General features: G+C 67.6%; 17 protein-coding genes and 1 tRNA gene. 13 read left to right on the forward strand and 5 right to left on the reverse strand.

What is annotated here, in order from left to right:
- Positions 1–3: 3 nt before the first annotated feature.
- A complete protein-coding gene (locus BSP_RS16465; RefSeq protein ID WP_255478930.1) occupies positions 4–129 on the reverse strand; it encodes a hypothetical protein in 126 nt (41 codons plus the stop codon).
- Between the two features lie 78 nt (positions 130–207).
- On the opposite strand from BSP_RS16465, the gene BSP_RS04985 reads away from it, so the two are divergent.
- The 4 genes from BSP_RS04985 (at position 208) to BSP_RS05000 (ending at position 2,395) form a co-directional block, all read left to right on the forward strand.
- Positions 208–282: transfer RNA gene (locus tag BSP_RS04985), tRNA-Gly, on the forward strand.
- A 276-nt stretch (positions 283–558) separates the two neighbouring features.
- Positions 559–822, forward strand: coding sequence for a hypothetical protein (locus BSP_RS04990; protein WP_152949508.1), 264 nt, complete (start codon positions 559–561; stop codon positions 820–822).
- Between the two features lie 67 nt (positions 823–889).
- A complete protein-coding gene (locus BSP_RS04995; protein ID WP_054764731.1) occupies positions 890–1,612 on the forward strand; it encodes a hypothetical protein in 723 nt (240 codons plus the stop codon).
- Between the two features lie 96 nt (positions 1,613–1,708).
- Entirely contained in the window at positions 1,709–2,395 is a 687-nt protein-coding gene (locus BSP_RS05000) for a hypothetical protein (RefSeq protein ID WP_152949509.1), read from the forward strand.
- A gap of 152 nt (positions 2,396–2,547) precedes the next feature.
- Here the strand turns inward: BSP_RS05000 and BSP_RS05005 are convergent, their stop codons facing one another.
- Entirely contained in the window at positions 2,548–3,318 is a 771-nt protein-coding gene (locus BSP_RS05005; protein WP_152949510.1) for a DUF1365 domain-containing protein, read from the reverse strand.
- Positions 3,315–4,697, reverse strand: coding sequence for an NAD(P)/FAD-dependent oxidoreductase (locus BSP_RS05010; protein WP_152949511.1), 1,383 nt, complete (start codon positions 4,695–4,697; stop codon positions 3,315–3,317). The genes BSP_RS05005 and BSP_RS05010 overlap by 4 nt, the downstream gene beginning before the upstream one ends.
- A 98-nt stretch (positions 4,698–4,795) precedes the next feature.
- On the opposite strand from BSP_RS05010, the gene BSP_RS05015 reads away from it, so the two are divergent.
- Positions 4,796–5,401, forward strand: coding sequence for a sigma-70 family RNA polymerase sigma factor (locus tag BSP_RS05015; RefSeq protein WP_054764735.1), 606 nt, complete (start codon positions 4,796–4,798; stop codon positions 5,399–5,401).
- Positions 5,398–6,036, forward strand: a complete 639-nt coding sequence (locus BSP_RS05020; RefSeq protein ID WP_152949512.1) for a ChrR family anti-sigma-E factor — start codon at positions 5,398–5,400, stop codon at positions 6,034–6,036. The genes BSP_RS05015 and BSP_RS05020 overlap by 4 nt, the downstream gene beginning before the upstream one ends.
- A 67-nt stretch (positions 6,037–6,103) precedes the next feature.
- Here the strand turns inward: BSP_RS05020 and BSP_RS05025 are convergent, their stop codons facing one another.
- Positions 6,104–6,496, reverse strand: coding sequence for a hypothetical protein (locus BSP_RS05025; protein ID WP_054764737.1), 393 nt, complete (start codon positions 6,494–6,496; stop codon positions 6,104–6,106).
- A 268-nt stretch (positions 6,497–6,764) separates the two neighbouring features.
- On the opposite strand from BSP_RS05025, the gene BSP_RS05030 reads away from it, so the two are divergent.
- The 5 genes from BSP_RS05030 (at position 6,765) to BSP_RS05050 (ending at position 11,024) form a co-directional block, all read left to right on the forward strand.
- The gene (locus tag BSP_RS05030) at positions 6,765–7,112 is read left to right on the forward strand and encodes a hypothetical protein (protein ID WP_054764738.1); all 348 of its coding nucleotides are present in this window, start codon (positions 6,765–6,767) and stop codon (positions 7,110–7,112) included.
- 2 nt (positions 7,113–7,114) lie between these two features.
- Positions 7,115–7,795, forward strand: a complete 681-nt coding sequence (locus tag BSP_RS05035; RefSeq protein ID WP_054764739.1) for a response regulator transcription factor — start codon at positions 7,115–7,117, stop codon at positions 7,793–7,795.
- Positions 7,796–7,805: 10 nt separating this feature from the next.
- Positions 7,806–9,233 carry a sensor histidine kinase gene (locus BSP_RS05040; protein ID WP_152949513.1) on the forward strand — a complete coding sequence of 476 codons (1,428 nt, stop codon included), beginning with the start codon at positions 7,806–7,808 and terminating at the stop codon, positions 9,231–9,233.
- A 69-nt stretch (positions 9,234–9,302) separates the two neighbouring features.
- Entirely contained in the window at positions 9,303–10,214 is a 912-nt protein-coding gene (locus BSP_RS05045; RefSeq protein ID WP_082382603.1) for a DUF1206 domain-containing protein, read from the forward strand.
- Between the two features lie 141 nt (positions 10,215–10,355).
- Positions 10,356–11,024, forward strand: coding sequence for a DsbA family oxidoreductase (locus BSP_RS05050; RefSeq protein ID WP_054764741.1), 669 nt, complete (start codon positions 10,356–10,358; stop codon positions 11,022–11,024).
- Positions 11,025–11,030: 6 nt separating this feature from the next.
- On the opposite strand, the gene ppk2 is transcribed toward BSP_RS05050, so the two are convergent.
- The gene (gene ppk2 / locus BSP_RS05055) at positions 11,031–11,780 is read right to left on the reverse strand and encodes a polyphosphate kinase 2 (RefSeq protein WP_152949514.1); all 750 of its coding nucleotides are present in this window, start codon (positions 11,778–11,780) and stop codon (positions 11,031–11,033) included.
- 230 nt (positions 11,781–12,010) lie between these two features.
- Here ppk2 and BSP_RS05060 point away from each other — a divergent pair, with 230 nt between their 5' ends.
- Complete coding sequence (locus tag BSP_RS05060) at positions 12,011–12,580, forward strand: chemotaxis protein CheD (protein ID WP_152949515.1); 570 nt, start codon at positions 12,011–12,013, stop codon at positions 12,578–12,580.
- A gap of 76 nt (positions 12,581–12,656) precedes the next feature.
- Positions 12,657–13,418, forward strand: coding sequence for an extensin family protein (locus BSP_RS05065; RefSeq protein WP_054764743.1), 762 nt, complete (start codon positions 12,657–12,659; stop codon positions 13,416–13,418).
- Positions 13,419–13,608 lie beyond the last annotated feature (190 nt).

Here is a 13,608-nt window from a genome sequence, read left to right on the forward strand (position 1 = left end):
CGCTCAGGCCTGGTTGACGTCCCAGACGAAGACCACCCACAGCGCCGCCGCCGCCGCTGCGGCCGTCAGGGCCGCCGCCAGACAGCCGAAGGCCAGGCCCTGCGGCCCCTGTCCGTCACCCTGGTTCATGCTCTGGCGCTCCCCTGCGCGCCCATACTGCCCCAAGCCCTTGAGCCCCGCCACCGCCCCGTCTATGGAAACAGGCGCGCGGGCGTAGTTCAGAGGTAGAACGTCAGCTTCCCAAGCTGAATGTCGTGGGTTCGATTCCCATCGCCCGCTCCATTTTCCCGCCCATCCTCCGATCGCGCCCCTGGCCCCGGACGCCTCTGCACGACGCGCCGTCCGCCGGTCGTGAGGCGCCCGGCACGCCCTGTGCGGGCGGCGCCCCCAGGGCGGAAAAGGATTTAGCACCGCAACTCAGAATTTTTTTAAGTTGAAGCGCCCGTAGGTTGTGCCTGCTAAGGGTTTTTGCATCGACATCTGAGCTTTTAGAATCCCTCAGGTTGTGGCTGTACTTGGCCGACGGAGCTGATCCGTCTGCAATGCGGATGTCGTCACATGCGTCGTTTGCTTGTTTCAGGCGCCGCCCTGATCGCCGGCCGGCCGTCGCGGGGCCGCCTCGGCCCAGGGCCAGGGAAAGCGGGCCCTCGATGCAACACCTTCACCACCACGATGACCCTGTCGTCCAAGGGCGTCTGGTCGTTCCGCTTCACCGCCACCCCCTATGGCGAGAACACCACGGCGGTCTGCACCTTCGAGCCCACATCGACCAACGCGTCGACCGGCCGATACTACGCCGACGCCAAGGTCTCCGGTCTCTGATCGGTTTACGTCTTAAAAGGGAAGAGATCGCAATCTGCGATCTCTTTCTCCTTCAGGGAAGCCCGCCATGACCGACGCCCTCAATCCCAAACCGCCTTCGGCTGCGGCCTCGGCCGCCGCGCCCAAATCCGACGCCGCGCCAAATCTCGCGCAGAACATGGAGCGGCTGCGGACCCTCGCCGCGATCATTACGGATGAGAGCGGGAACGTCACCACACAGGCCAAGCATGCGGCGGCTCTGGAGGAGCGCCGGATGTTTCTCGACGGAAAGTTCAAGGGGTCAGGTACGGAGACGACGCCGATATATCTTCAGATCAGCAACAGCGAGTTCAGAAAGAAAATAGATTCTATAAGAACGGAAATGATGAACTTAGACCTCAGTCCTGCGGACGAGGTGAAATTCGTTAATTCATACTCATCAGAAGACCAGCAGATCATATTCGATTTCATTTTAAGTCCCACATACGGAGACGGCTCTCGGCAGTACGCCGACCTCGACAGCTGGAAGAAGAATATGGAGGCCCTGTCCAAGGTTCAGGACTTCATGGCGAAGGCCAAGACGGACCCGGCGGTCAAGGCCGATCCCAAGTACGCCGAGGTGGAGAAGCTGTGGATGATGGCCGACACCTCGGCGCCGTCCTGGACCGCCCTGGTGCTGCAACTGTTCGGCGAGACGCCCAGTTCGAAACTGGACCTGTCGGACAAGGCCAGGACCGTCGTCGGCGACGTCAAGCCCAACGCCCAGCCCGCCCCCTATGAGCCCGGCGCAGTGGCGTCAAAGCGCGTCTGATCCCTTCCTCCGACATCAAGGACCGCCCTAATGACAGACGCCCTCAATACCGCCTCGACCCCCGCCGCCGGCGCCTCCTCAACGGCGGCGCCTCCGATGACGCCGAAGCTGGCGGAGAACCTGGAGAAGCTGCGCGGTTTGGCGGCGATCATCGCCGACGGCGACGGCAAGACGAACGTGGAGGGCAAGAAAAACGCCTATGCCGCGATGCGAAATATGATCATCACGGGAGCGTTTTCAGATGCCGCCAACAATAATCAATCGCTCTTGTCGACGCTGAACACAATATACGAGAGTCCGTTTGGAAAGCGGGTAAGCGAGTTGGACAATAGGTACGGTGAGGAGGTGACGGCCCTCAACCAGGATGGTCGTCTTGGTGAGGCGATGGTTTCCGTCATCAGCACCTACTCAGAAGAAGACCAGAGACTGATATTTGATCTTAACATCAATGCGGCGGACGGCGGAGGGGCGAGAAAGTACAGCGATATTGACAGCTGGAAGAAAAATGTGGCCGCCGTTTCCAAGGTCCGGGACTTCATGGCGAAGGCCAAGACGGACCCGGCGGTCAAGGCGGACCCCAAGTTCGCCGAGGCGGAGAAGCTGTGGATGATGGCCGACACCTCGGCGCCGTCCTGGACCGCCCTGGTGCTTCAACTGTTCGGCGAGACGCCCAGTTCGAAACTGGATCTGTCGGACAAGGCCAGGACCGCCGTCGGCGACGTCAAGCCCAACGCCCAGCCCGCCCCCTATGAGCCGGGAACGGTGGCGTCAAAGCGCGTCTGATCATCGACCGACCGCGCTAGAGCATGATCGTTTCGGACGGAACCGCTTCGCGGTTCCGACAGAAGCGTGAATCATGCTCTCGCTTTAAATCTGGAGCCTGATTCACCGTTTCAGCGGAACCGCGAAGCGGTTCCTCCTCAACGGATCAGGCTCTAAAGCACCAGAACCCCCGGCTCGGGCGCCGGCTTGCGGGTCAGGGGGGTGCGTTTCAGCCACAGTTTCAGCGCCTCCCAATGGATGGCGGCGACGACCTTCAGCGTCAGCAGCGGCATGGACAGGGCGGCGGCGACCAGGGCGCGGTCGGTCAGGGGGCGACGGCGGCCGGTCATGGCGGTGGCGATCAACAGGCCCTGGGCGTCGCGGCCGTCGATCGCCAGGCTCAGGGTCTCGCCGGGCGGGCGGCCCCGGAAGACATAGTCCATCTCCATCCCCATGAAGGGCGAGACATAGAGGCGTTTGTCGGTCTGCTGGCGGAACCGGTCGTCGTCGACCTCGGCCGCAGGGACCGGCAGGACATAGGACCGGCGCTCGCCGAAGGTGCTGGTGACTTCATAGACCATGGCCGCCAGCCCCCCGTCGGCCCGATGGCAGTAGTAGAGGCTGATGGGGTTGAAGACGAAACCCAGAACGCGCGGCATGGTCAGGAGGCGGATCGCGCCGGAACCGACGTCGATCCCCGCCTCGGCCAGGCGGGCGACGATCTGGCCGCGCAACGGGGCGCCCGAGCCGTCGCCGTGGTCGCGGTCGTAAAAGCCCATCAGGTTGAACCGGCCGCGCGAAAAGGTCTTGAGCCGCCGGTCCAGGGCGTCGATCTCGTCCAGGTCCAGCATCAGCCAGAAGACGCGGTATTTCAGCCGGTGCCGCCGTGGCCTCAGACGGGTGTGAAAGACCCCGCCGACATAGAGGGCCGAGGCCCCCGTCACGCGACGCGCGCCAGGGGGGCGGCGCCGGGGCTGAGGTGGATGCGGCCGCTCTCGTTCTCGACCGTCCAGGGGCGGCGCACCCCGCCCAGCTGTTCGGCGACGGCGAGACCCGACTGAAGCCCGTCCTCATGGAAGCCGGCGCCGAAATGGGCCCCGCAGAACCAGACGCCGCCGTGACCTTGCAGGCTCCACAGGTCTTTTTGCGCCCGGACGGCGGCGGGGTCGAAGATCGGATGTTCGTACAGTTCGCTGCGCAGCAGCGTCCCGGCTGCCGGCGGGCGCGGCGGGTTCAGGGTGACGAACAGGTCCTGGCCCGGCAGGCCCTGAAGCCGGTTCATCCAATAGGTGACGCAAAGGCCGTCGTCGGCCCCGATATAGTTCCACGACGCCCAGGCCCGGCGGCGGCGAGGCATCAGGCCGGGGTCGGTGTGCAATATGGTCAGGTTGCGGCTGTAGCGGAAGGCGCCCAGCAGCTCGCGTTCGCGGGCCGTGGGCTGGGCCAGCATGGCCAGGGCCTGGTCGGCGTGGGCGCCGATGACGACATGGTCGAACCGTTCGGTCGCGCCGGTCGCGTCCTGAACAAGAACCCCGCCCTCGATCCGTCGGACCTGGGTCACGGCCCGGCCCAGACGCGACCCCTCGCCGCCGCGGCCGGCGGCGGCCGGGCCGGCCGCGATCTGGTTGGCCGCAATCTGGCGCGCCAGTTCCTGGACATAGACCCGGCTGCCCCCGACCACGGTGCGCCAAAGCGGCCGGCCGACCAGTTTCAGCAGGCCGTGATTGCCGCAGAACCTCAGGAAGGACTCGGCCGGATAGTCCAGCAGCGTATGGGCCGGAGATGACCAGATGGCGGCGGCCATGGGCAGAAGGTGATCGTCGCGGAAGGCCTCGCTGAAACCCTCGCGCTTCAGATAGTCGCCCAGGGTCACGTCGCTGTCGGCCAGGGCCGCCAGCCCTTCCGGCGCCGAGCGATAGAAGCGCAGAATCTCGCTCAGCATGGACCAGAAGCGCGGGCGCAGCATGTTGCGGCGCTGGGCGAACAGGCCGGGCGCCGCATATTCGAACCGGCCCTGATCCAGGGAGACGGCGAAGGACATGTCGGTGGCCTGGGTCTTCAGCCCCAGATGGGCGAACAGGGCGATCAGGTTCGGATAGGTGGCGTCGTTGAAGACGATGAAGCCGGTGTCCACCGCCGTCTCGCCCTCCGCCGAACGGACGTCGACCGTGTTCGAATGGCCGCCCAGCCGATCCTCGCGCTCATAAAGGGTCACGTCGTGACGGCCCGACAGCAGCCAGGCGCAGGACAGGGCCGAGACGCCGGAGCCCACGACGGCGATCCGCAGGCGGGGACCAGTCTGTACGGCGGCTGAAGGGAGCATTGGGTTTCCAGAAGGGCGGATGTTTGCGACGATACGCCGCCCGCTCTGCGGCGGATCACGAAATGATCCAGACTTCGACCTGAACCGTATTAGGGTCGATGCATGAGCAGATTTCCATCCTTCGGCCGATTCGGACGCCCGTGATCCCGGCGGGCGACGATTTCGACCGCCTGATCGAGGCGGTGGCGATGCGACGCGATCGGGACGCCTTCGCGCGCCTGTTCGACCATTTCGCCCCGCGGCTGAAGGCCTATCTGATGAAGGCGGGGGCCACGGCCGGCGCGGCCGAGGACTTCGCCCAGGACGCCATGCTGACCGTCTGGCGCAAGGCCGAGCTGTTCGACCGCACCAAGGCCCATGCCGCGACCTGGATCTTCACCATCGCCCGCAACCGGCGGCTGGACGTGCTGCGCCAGGACGCGCGGCGTCTGCCCCTGCCCGAGATCGACCTGGTTCAGGACGAGCCGGAGCAGCCCGACACGGTCGTTCTGGCCGCCGAAAACGCCGCCCGGCTGAAGGCCGCCATGGCGCGGCTTTCGCCCGATCAGATCGAGGTGCTGCGCCTGGCCTTCTTTCAGGACAACCCCCATTCCGAAATCGCCCGGCGGCTGGAACTGCCCCTGGGCACGGTGAAGTCGCGTATTCGCAAGGCCATGATCAAGCTGAGAACCCTGCTGGACGACGAACAGGGAGGGGTGGCGTGACCGGCGTGCACAATCCCTCCGAAGAGCGGCTGTTGGCCTATGCGGCCGGGACCCTGAGCCCGCCCGAGGCGGTGGTGGTCGCCGCCCATCTGGCGATGCGGCCCCAGAACGACGCCTGGGTCAGGACGCTTCAGGCCGTAGGCGGCCGTCTGCTGGACGAGCTGGAGCCTCAGGCCCTGGCCGAGGACGCCCTGGCGCGGGTGATGGCGCGGGCCGAAACAGACGCCGGAGAGGTTCTGGCCTCCACCCCGCTGAACGACATGGCCGGCCTGCCCGAGCCGTTGCGCCGCTACGCCCTGGGGCCGTGGCGCTGGCTGGGACCGGGCATGCGCGCGCGCGACGTCCATGCGCCGCGCGACGGCGATTTCCGCGTCATCCTGCTGGAGATCGGGCCGGGGCGGGAGACGCCCAAACACACCCACGGCGGGATCGAGCTGACCTGCGTCATCCACGGCGCCTACGCCACCGAGACGGCGGTGTTCGAGCCGGGCGATTTCGAAGAGGCGGACGGCGAGGTGCTGCACCAGCCGCGCGTGGTCTCGCCCGACCCCTGCCTGTGCGTGGTGGCCCTGGACGGCCAGATCCAGCTGGACGGCTGGCTGGGCAAGCTGATGCAGCCCTTCATCAAACTGTAGGCGCACAAGGAAAGACGCCCGGTCCGCAGGGACCGGGCGTCTTGGTTTTCAGGCCGGGAGAGGGCGATCAGCCGCGACGATTGTCCCAGTCGCGGCGCTCATAGCGGACCTGGGCCGCCAGGCGATCCAGGCGGCGGTCCAGATCGGCGCGCTCCCAACCGCTGAGGCCGCCCCGGCGGTAGCCGGCTTCCAGACGCTGGACGCTGTTGAGTTCGGCGCGCAGACGGCCGGCTTCGCGACGGCTCAGCTGGCCGGTGCGGAGGCCCTGGTCGATGCGGCGGTCGAGTTGGTCGATGCGGACGTTGACCGAGGGGCCGTAGCCGTAGCCGGCGGGCTGGGCGTGATGCGGACGACCATGAGGGCCGTAGGATTGGCCATAAGACTGGGCGGCGGCGGGCAGGGCGGCCGAGGCCGCGGCGGCCAGGACCAGGGCGGGGATGAGGGCTTTCTTGTTCAGCATCGGATCAATCCTTGCGTTGGGGACGCTCCGAGGGGGAGCGCCGATGAAGCCAAGAGACCACGCCCCGCCTGAGCCCGATCTGAACGGCGCGTTTCAGGCGCCGTTCATCTGTTCGCCCCCGTCAAACGAGCGAACGGGGCGCACTCCGCTGTCTTTGGCGCGGGCCGTCTTTGGTGTAAGGGCGGTTGACGGGGATTTTCATCAGTCTGGCCCCTTTCCGACACCCTTGTTCAGCGGCTGTTCAGAGCCGTCCGCCTAGAACCGCCCCATGACCCGCACCCGCGCCCTTCTCATCGCCGCCGTCCTGGCCCTGGTCCCTGCGACCCTGGTTCCCGCGACCCAGGTCTCGGCCCAGTCGCGCGAGGCGTCGCGGGATCAGGATCGCGAGGCCGCCCAGGACCGTCGGGGTCCGCCCCCGCGCGACAGCCGGGCCATGGACGCGCCCCGCGCCGACCTGGGGGCCGTGGTGCGCCGGGTCGGCGCCGGTCGCGAGGGCCGGATGCTGGGCGTCAGCCCGCGCGGCGACACGGTGGTGGTGCGCTGGGAATATCCCGGCGGCCGGGTGGCGGATATTCGCGTGGACGCCCGTTCGGGCCGCGTGATGGGAGAAGACTGAAGATGCGTGTCCTGCTGGTCGAAGACGACGCCGATCTGTCGCGGCAGCTGAAGGGCGCCCTGGCCGACGCCGGCTATGCGGTGGATCACGCCGCCGACGGCGAGGAGGCCTGGTTCCTGGGCGACACCGAACCCTATGACGTCATCGTTCTGGACCTGGGCCTGCCCAAGATCGACGGGGTGTCGGTGCTGGAGCGCTGGCGGCGCGAAGGCAAGGCCACGCCGGTCCTGATCCTGACGGCGCGCGGCGCCTGGTCGGACAAGGTCTCGGGCTTCGACGCCGGGGCCGACGACTATCTGACCAAACCCTTCCATACCGAAGAGCTGCTGGCGCGGCTGCGGGCCCTGCTGCGCCGCTCGGCCGGCATCGCCTCGGCCACCCTGTCGTGCGGCGGCCTGCGGCTGGACCCGCGCGCGGCCCGCGCCAACGTCAACGGCGAGCCGCTGCGCCTGACCTCGCTGGAGTACCGGCTGCTGCACTATATGATGATGCATCAGGGCCGGGTGATCAGCCGCACCGAACTGGTCGAACATCTCTACGACCAGGACTTCGACCGGGATTCCAACACCATCGAGGTCTTCATCGGCCGACTGCGCAAGAAGATCGGCTCGGACCGGATCGAGACGGTGCGGGGCCTGGGCTATCGGCTGGCGCCCCTGGCCGGCGAGTCCGAGGCGGCGTGACCCTGAGTCGATGAACCGAGACGGGGGGACGAGGCGCGCCGGCTGGGGCCGATGGTTCGGCCGGCCCGGGCGGTCGCTGACGCGGCGGCTGATCTGGCTGGCCTCGGGCTGGATCCTGCTGGCCCTGGTCGCCACGGGCCTGGTCCTGACCAATCAGTTCAAGGAATCGGCCCTGCGCCGCCTGGGCAACGTCCTGGCCGAGACGACCGACGAACTGGTGGTGCGGACCGTCACCGCCAGCGGAACGGTGATGACGCCCCAGATCATGGACGCCCCGACCTTGCGGGTCTTTTCCGGCAAATACTGGATGACGGCCGAGCCGACCCTGGCGGGGGGCTTGCGCATCCTGACCCGGTCGGACTCCCTGTATGGCGAAGACCTGGTCGCGCCGCCGGACCTGCCGGCGCGGCTGGACGACGCCTATGGCCAGACCATCACCTATAACGCCGTCGGTCCGGCGGGCGAGCCGCTGCGGATCGCCGCCAGCATGAAGTCCCTGCCGGGGCGGACCGCGCCGGTGGTCTTCTTCGTCGGGATCGACCGCTCCAATGTCGAGGCGGATGCGCGCCAGTTCGCCACCGTCACCTGGGTCGCCCTGTTGCTGCTGGGCTTCGGCCTGGTCTCGGCGGTCTTCATCCAGGTCCAGGTGGGCCTGCGGCCCCTCTATGATCTGAGGAATGAGATCGCGGCGGTCCGCAAGGGCCAGGCGGCCCGGATCGAACGCGCCTATCCGCTGGAGATCCAACCCCTGGCCGAACAGGTCAACAATCTGCTGGACCACAATCAGGAGGTCGTGGACCGTCAGCGCACCCATGTCGGCAACCTGGCACACGCGCTGAAGACGCCCATCTCCGTCATGCTGGCCGAGGCCGGGACGACGCAAGGGGCCCTGCCGGAACTGGTGCGTCGCCAGACCCAGATCATGCAGGGCCAGGTCGATCACCATCTGCGCCGCGCCCGCGCCGCCGCCCGCGCCGCCCACGGCCTGGGCGAGACCACGCCCGTGCCCGAGGTGCTGGACGAGCTGGCGGTGATGATCGAACAGGTGTTCCGCGACAAGGGGGTCGAGATCGACTGGCGCGCGCCCGACGACCTGGCCTTTCTGGGCGAACGCCAGGATCTGCAGGAGATTCTGGGCAATCTGATCGAGAATGCGGCCAAGTTCTCGCGGCGGCGGGTGCGGGTCTCGGCCGGGGGCAACGGCCTGGGCCAGATGATCGTCGTGGTCGAGGACGACGGACCGGGCCTGCCGGCCGATCAGCGCGAGGCGGTGATGAAGCGCGGCGCCCGGCTGGACGAAAGCGCGCCCGGATCGGGCCTGGGTCTGTCGATCGTAGAAGACCTGACCCGCGCCTATGGCGGGCGGCTGACGCTCGGCGACAGCGACATGGGCGGGCTGAAGGCGGTGCTGGAGCTTCCCGCCGCCCACGGAGCCTGAGGCGGCGGGCGGGGCGGGAGCCATAGGCGGCCGGGCACGTTGAACGGCTCCGCCTCTTCAGGAACCCGCATGGCCGTCGCCCGCCTTCGTCACGCCGCCGCCGCCCTGGGACGAACCGTGCGTGATCGGATTCCGGTCGCGCGCCGGACGCCGCCGCTTCATGTCCTGGTCGAGCAGGCGGCGCGGATCGGCTATGGGGCGCGGGGCTTCGTCTATCTGTCGGCCGGCGCCCTGACCCTGCTGGCGGCCCTGGACCGGATCGGCGATGCGGTCGGCACGGGCGGGGCGGCGGGCTGGCTGGCGGAACAGCCCTTCGGTCGGGTCTGGCTGGTGGCCCTGGGGCTGGGATTGTGGGCCTTCGTCGGCTGGCGCGTCCTGCAGGCCGTCTTCGATGCGGACCATGCGGGGCGCGATCTGAAGGGCTGGGCGACGCGGGCGGGCCAGGCGGCCAGCGGCCTGTTCTACGGCCTGCTGGCGGCGGGGGTGTTCGAATATCTGGACGAGGCGGGCGGCGCGACCAGCCAGGCGGCGGACCAGGCCGAAAGCATCGCCGAAAACCAGGAGAAGGCGGCCATGGTCCTGGACCTGCCGTTCGGCGACCTGCTGCTTATGTCGGCGGGGCTGGTGGTGCTGGGGGTCGGGATCGGCAACATCGTGCGGGCCTTCCGCGACGACTTCGACGCCGCCCTGGCCTGTCCCGACGGCCTGCGCCGTCCGGCCTCGATCCTGGCGCGGATCGGCTATGGGGCGCGGGGCTTCGCCTATCTGCCGCTGGGGATCTTCGTCGTTCTGGCCGGTCTGCACACCCGATCGGGCGAGGTCACCAATACGGCGGCCGCCCTGGAGACGCTGGAAAGCCAGCCCGGCGGCTCATGGATCCTGGGGCTGACGGCTGTGGGTCTGATGGCCTTCGGCGCCTTCGCCTTCGTCGAGGCCCGCTGGCGACGGATCCGTCCGCCGCGCGATCTGAAACTGGGGTGAGTGAAGCGCGCGGGTGCGGGTGAACAAGCGGTGCGCGGGGTCTGCGGCGGCAGACCCGCCCTGCTCACCTCCTGCTCACTGGCGCCAGGGCAGCGGCCCTCCCATATGATCCGAAACCAAGGCTGTTTCAGAAGGCGCGCCATGTCCCAAACCGCTTCCAAGACCCTGAAGATCGACTTCGTCTCCGACGTGGTCTGCCCCTGGTGCGTGGTGGGGCTGGGCGGCCTGGAGGCGGCGCTGGACCGGCTGAAGGATGAAGGCGTCCAGGCCGACATCACCTTCCATCCGTTCGAGCTGAACCCGCAGATGGCGCCGGAGGGCGAGAACATCGTCGAACACATCGGCCGCAAATACGGGGCGAGCCCGGAACAGTCGGCCGCCAACCGCGCCATGATCCGCGAGCGGGCAGGGGAGGTCGGCTTCGACATGCGGATGACCGATGAGAGCCGCATCTGGAACACCTTCGACGCCCACCGGCTGTTGCACTGGGCCCACGAGACCGCGCCTGAAAAGCAGAAGGCGCTGAAACAGGCCCTGTTTACCGCCCATTTCACCGAAAACCGCAACCTGACCGACGCCGGGGTTCTGACGGCCGCCGCCGAGGCGGCAGGGCTCGACCGGGCCGAGGCGGGCGAGGTCCTGGCGTCGGGCCGCTACGCCCAGGCGGTGCGCGCCGAGGAGGATCTGTGGCGGTCGCGGGGGATCAACTCGGTCCCGGCCGTGGTGGTCGAGAACAAATATATGATCAGCGGCGGCCAGCCCGCCGAGGTGTTCGAACAGGCCCTGCGCCAGATCGCCGGCGAAGCCTGACCTCTTTTAGCGCGCCAGCCGGCCCTTGGCTTCGGCGACGGTCAAGACCACTTCGTCGTCCGGTGCGGCGATCTCCTCGCCGCAATGGTCCAGCACCTTCAATATGTGCCGGATCAGGTTCAGCCGGGCGGTCTTCTTGTCGTCGGTGGCGATGACGGTCCAGGGGGCGTAGGCGCGGTCGGTCTCGTCCAGCATCCGGTCGCGGGCGGCGGAATAGGCGTCGAACCGGGCCTCGGCCTCGGCGTCCAGGGACGACAGTTTGAACTGTTTCAGCGGATCGACCCGGCGCTCCTTCAGCCGCTGGGCCTGCTCCTTGCGCGAAATGTCGAGCCAGATCTTGATCAGAATGATCCCGTCCTCGGTCAGCATTCGCTCGAACCGGGGGGCGTCCTTCAGGAACTGGGCGTATTGTTCCGGGGTGCAATAGCCCATGACCGGCTCCACCCCGGCGCGATTGTACCAGGAGCGGTTGAAGATGATCGTCTCGCCCGCCGCCGGCAGATGCGGGACATAGCGCTGGAAATACCACTGGGTGGTTTCGCGATCGCTGGGCTTGGGCAGGGCGACCACGCGGGTCTGGCGCGGCGACATATGTTCAGTCAGCCGTTTGATGGCGCCGTCCTTGCCCGCCGTGTCGCGCCCTTCCAGCACGATCACCACGCGCAGCCCATGTTCGATCGTCCAGGCCTGGGTCTTCACAATAGCGAGCTGGAGCCGTTCCAGCTCGGCGTCATAGGCGTCGGTCTTTTTTCCCATCGGGGCATGGTGAAGGGTCCGGCGCGTCGGGACAAGCGGAGCCTTAATGAGGGTGTCGCCGATTACGGCTGTATACTTAGGAAGACAACCGTCGGCTACATGGTAGGCGGCCAATTGTCTATGCAATTCCAGCAATTTAACTTGAAAATAAGGAGCAATACCGACCTATCCTATACTGTTTATACACCCAGAGCGCTCATGGTCGGCGGATCAGTCAAACGGGTTCGCAGATGTTGATCGGCAATTTCTCAGTGGTGAACAGGGACCCCCTCGGGAAGGGGCGTCGGTTCTCCCTGGGACAGGGCGAATACGGGGTGTCGGACGAGTCGGATCTGGCCCTGACCACGGTCCTGGGCTCGTGCGTGGCCGCCTGCATCCATGATCCGGTCGCCGGCGTGGGCGGGATGAACCATTTCGTGCTGGCCCGCCGCAACCGCGGCGCCAGCGGCGATCCGGCCCGCTACGGCGACCATCTGATGCCGCTTTTGATCGAGGGGCTGTTGCAGGCCGGGGCGAAGCTGAACCGGCTGGAGGCCCAGGTGTTCGGCGGCGCCAGCCCCGGCAATTTCGTCAACTCCATCGGTCAGGACAATCTCGCCTTCGCCTGCGGCTTTCTGGAAGAACTGGGCGTGCCCGTCGGCGTGGGTGAACAGAGCGGCCCGGCGGGATGCCGGATCGTGTTCTGGCCCGCCAGCGGCCATGTGACGCACAAGCCCCTGACGCGCGTCAAAGAGACCAAGGTGCGGCGCATTATCCTGCCGCTTGTGAAACCGCTGAACCTGACGCCGGCCGCCGCCTGAGACTCCCTCGGCGTTGAACGCGCGCGCCCCGCTCGCGTTTGCCAGCGGGGCCGTTGGCGGTCCATGCTGGGGCCTCATGAAGCGCGACTTCGCCGATTTCTGGAATCTGATGTGGGAGGTCGGGCTGTTGGCCTGCGCCGCCTTCGCCCTGCTGAACGCCTATGCGCCGCCGCAGGATCTGCCCTGGAAACCGCTGGACTTGAACCAGCCGGTCGGGCGGGCGACGGCGGCCAAGGTGGCGGACTTCGACCTTTCCCCCACCGCCGCGCCTGAAGAGGTGCAGGGCGCGACCGAGGCCTGTATGCAGGTGCTGCGTGAGGCGGGGGTCGAGGTCGAACGGGCCGCCGATCGCGACGACGGCGGCTTCTGCGTCGTGCGCGGCGCCGTTCGGATCACCGGGGGCGCGGTGACGCCCCTGGCCCCGGCCGATGTGGTGATGCAGTGCCCCCTGGCCGTGCGCTACGTCATCTGGGACCGTCAGGTGCTGCAGCCCGCCGCCCGCGACATCCTGGGCTCGGCCCCGGCCCGGGTCGAAAACTATGGGACCTATTCCTGCCGCCGCATCTACGGCTCTCAGGACGTCAGCGAACGGCCCAGCGAACACGCCCGCGCCAACGCCCTGGACGTCGCGGGCGTGACCCTGGCGGACGGGCGCACCGTGACCGTGCTGGACGACTGGCGCGGCGAGGGGCGGGCGGGACCGGCGGGGTCTCGCTTCCTGCACGCCCTGCGTGACGGCGCCTGCGGCCTGTTCGCCACGGTCCTGACGCCCGACTATAACGCCGCCCACGAGAACCATCTGCACCTCGACGCCGCCGACCGGGGCGTCTGCCGTTAAGCGCGATAGGCGAAAAGGCCCGCCGCTTTGCTGTTGACCGTCTGGAAAAGCCGGGTGACAACAGAGGCGCAGTCCGGATTTTGCGTGGGGTCCACACCCGCGTCTCGCTCCTTCGCCTGAACGAGCTGTCCAGATGGATTGTCGGGTCCTCCCGAGGGAGATCCGCCTGGAAAAGCGCGTTTACGGAGAC

The organism is Brevundimonas sp. Bb-A, from assembly GCF_009394735.1.
Classification (GTDB): Bacteria; Pseudomonadota; Alphaproteobacteria; order Caulobacterales; family Caulobacteraceae; genus Brevundimonas; species Brevundimonas aurantiaca.

Excerpts from the sequence above, each read along its gene's own strand:
- ppk2 (WP_152949514.1), bottom strand. The coding sequence starts at position 11,780 with ATGGGAAAAAAGACCGACGCCTATGACGCCGAGCTGGAACGGCTCCAG.
- BSP_RS05030 (WP_054764738.1), top strand. The coding sequence starts at position 6,765 with ATGACCCGCACCCGCGCCCTTCTCATCGCCGCCGTCCTGGCCCTGGTC.
- BSP_RS05050 (WP_054764741.1), top strand. The coding sequence starts at position 10,356 with ATGTCCCAAACCGCTTCCAAGACCCTGAAGATCGACTTCGTCTCCGAC.
- BSP_RS04990 (WP_152949508.1), top strand. The coding sequence starts at position 559 with ATGCGTCGTTTGCTTGTTTCAGGCGCCGCCCTGATCGCCGGCCGGCCG.
- BSP_RS05065 (WP_054764743.1), top strand. The coding sequence starts at position 12,657 with ATGAAGCGCGACTTCGCCGATTTCTGGAATCTGATGTGGGAGGTCGGG.
- BSP_RS05035 (WP_054764739.1), top strand. The coding sequence starts at position 7,115 with ATGCGTGTCCTGCTGGTCGAAGACGACGCCGATCTGTCGCGGCAGCTG.
- BSP_RS05025 (WP_054764737.1), bottom strand. The coding sequence starts at position 6,496 with ATGCTGAACAAGAAAGCCCTCATCCCCGCCCTGGTCCTGGCCGCCGCG.
- BSP_RS05010 (WP_152949511.1), bottom strand. The coding sequence starts at position 4,697 with ATGCTCCCTTCAGCCGCCGTACAGACTGGTCCCCGCCTGCGGATCGCC.
- BSP_RS05045 (WP_082382603.1), top strand. The coding sequence starts at position 9,303 with ATGGCCGTCGCCCGCCTTCGTCACGCCGCCGCCGCCCTGGGACGAACC.
- BSP_RS04995 (WP_054764731.1), top strand. The coding sequence starts at position 890 with ATGACCGACGCCCTCAATCCCAAACCGCCTTCGGCTGCGGCCTCGGCC.
- BSP_RS16465 (WP_255478930.1), bottom strand. The coding sequence starts at position 129 with ATGAACCAGGGTGACGGACAGGGGCCGCAGGGCCTGGCCTTCGGCTGT.
- BSP_RS05015 (WP_054764735.1), top strand. The coding sequence starts at position 4,796 with ATGCATGAGCAGATTTCCATCCTTCGGCCGATTCGGACGCCCGTGATC.
- BSP_RS05000 (WP_152949509.1), top strand. The coding sequence starts at position 1,709 with ATGACGCCGAAGCTGGCGGAGAACCTGGAGAAGCTGCGCGGTTTGGCG.
- BSP_RS05040 (WP_152949513.1), top strand. The coding sequence starts at position 7,806 with ATGAACCGAGACGGGGGGACGAGGCGCGCCGGCTGGGGCCGATGGTTC.
- BSP_RS05060 (WP_152949515.1), top strand. The coding sequence starts at position 12,011 with ATGTTGATCGGCAATTTCTCAGTGGTGAACAGGGACCCCCTCGGGAAG.